Source organism: Nocardia sp. NPDC058666 (assembly GCF_042714895.1).
Classification (GTDB): Bacteria; Actinomycetota; Actinomycetes; order Mycobacteriales; family Mycobacteriaceae; genus Nocardia.
On sequence record NZ_JBHXRY010000101.1, the window covers coordinates 1 to 1,125 of the forward strand.

1 protein-coding gene is annotated in these 1,125 nt (G+C 71.3%); it reads left to right on the forward strand.

Annotation, left to right across the window (positions count from 1 at the left end; all coding sequences use genetic code 11):
- On the forward strand, window positions 1-1,125 hold a 1,125-nt coding region (locus ACFWVD_RS28775), incomplete at both ends, for an alpha/beta fold hydrolase (RefSeq protein ID WP_379248058.1).

Genomic DNA, 1,125 nt, shown 5'->3' on the forward strand with positions numbered 1-1,125 from the left:
TGCGGGACACCTTCGACGTCGTCGGGTACGACATGCGCGGTGTGGCGCGCAGCGGGCAGGTGGAGTGCTGGAACGACCAGGAGTACGCGGCAGCCGTCGACACCGCACGCGGCGTGCCCGGTCCGGGGGCTCTCAAGGAGGCGGTACGGCAGGGCGCCGACTTCGCCCGCGCCTGCCGGGAACGCTCCGGGCAGATATTGCCGTTCATCGGAACCGGCTCCAACGCCCAGGACCTGGACCTGCTGCGCCGGGCGCTGGGCGAAGAGACGCTCTCCTTCTACGGCCGATCCTTCGGCAGCTACGTCGGCACCGTGTACGCCGCGCAGTTCCCGCGGCGGGTGCGGGCGATGGTTCTGGACGGGGCCTACGATCCGCGGCGGTACGCAGAGGTGCCCTACGCCTACGACGCCGGGCAGTTCGCCGCACTGGACGGGGCGGTGGGCCGTTTCCTGGACTGGTGCGCTGCCGACCCCACCGCCTGCGGGTTCGGTGAGGGGCGGCCGCGGCAGGCGTTCGAGCGGCTGAAGCAGGATCTGGACGCCGATCCGGTGATCACCGCGAGCGGGCGCCCGGCCACCGGCTACACCCTGGCCTACCGGTTGATGTTCAACATCAACTCGGGCCGCGAGGTGTGGCCCTACCTGGGGCAGGCGCTGCGGGCGGCCCAGCTGCGGCAGGGTTCGTTCCTGCTGTCCCCGCCGTCACCGGCGTCGTTCGACTTCCTGAACGTCAACACGGCAGTCGAATGCGCCGACCGCACCTACCCGGGCAGCCGGCTGCTGCTGGGCGCGATGGTCGGCGCGCAGGCCGCGTCGGCGCCACTGCTGGGACCCGCCATCGGGCTGGGGCCACCGACGTACGACCACAACCACGCACCCACCTGCGTCCAGTGGACGACCGAGCACCCGAGCCGGTACGAGGGCTCCTACCGCGCGGCGGGTTCCGCACCGGTCCTGGTCCTGGGCACGACCGGAGACCCGGACACCCCCTACCAGGACGCGGTGGCTCTGGCCGGAACACTCGAGAACGGACGACTGCTCACCTTCGCCGCCGAAGGACACACGGCCTACAACCGCAGCACGTGCGTCAGCACCTTGGTCGAGAGCTACCTCGCCACGCTGGCAC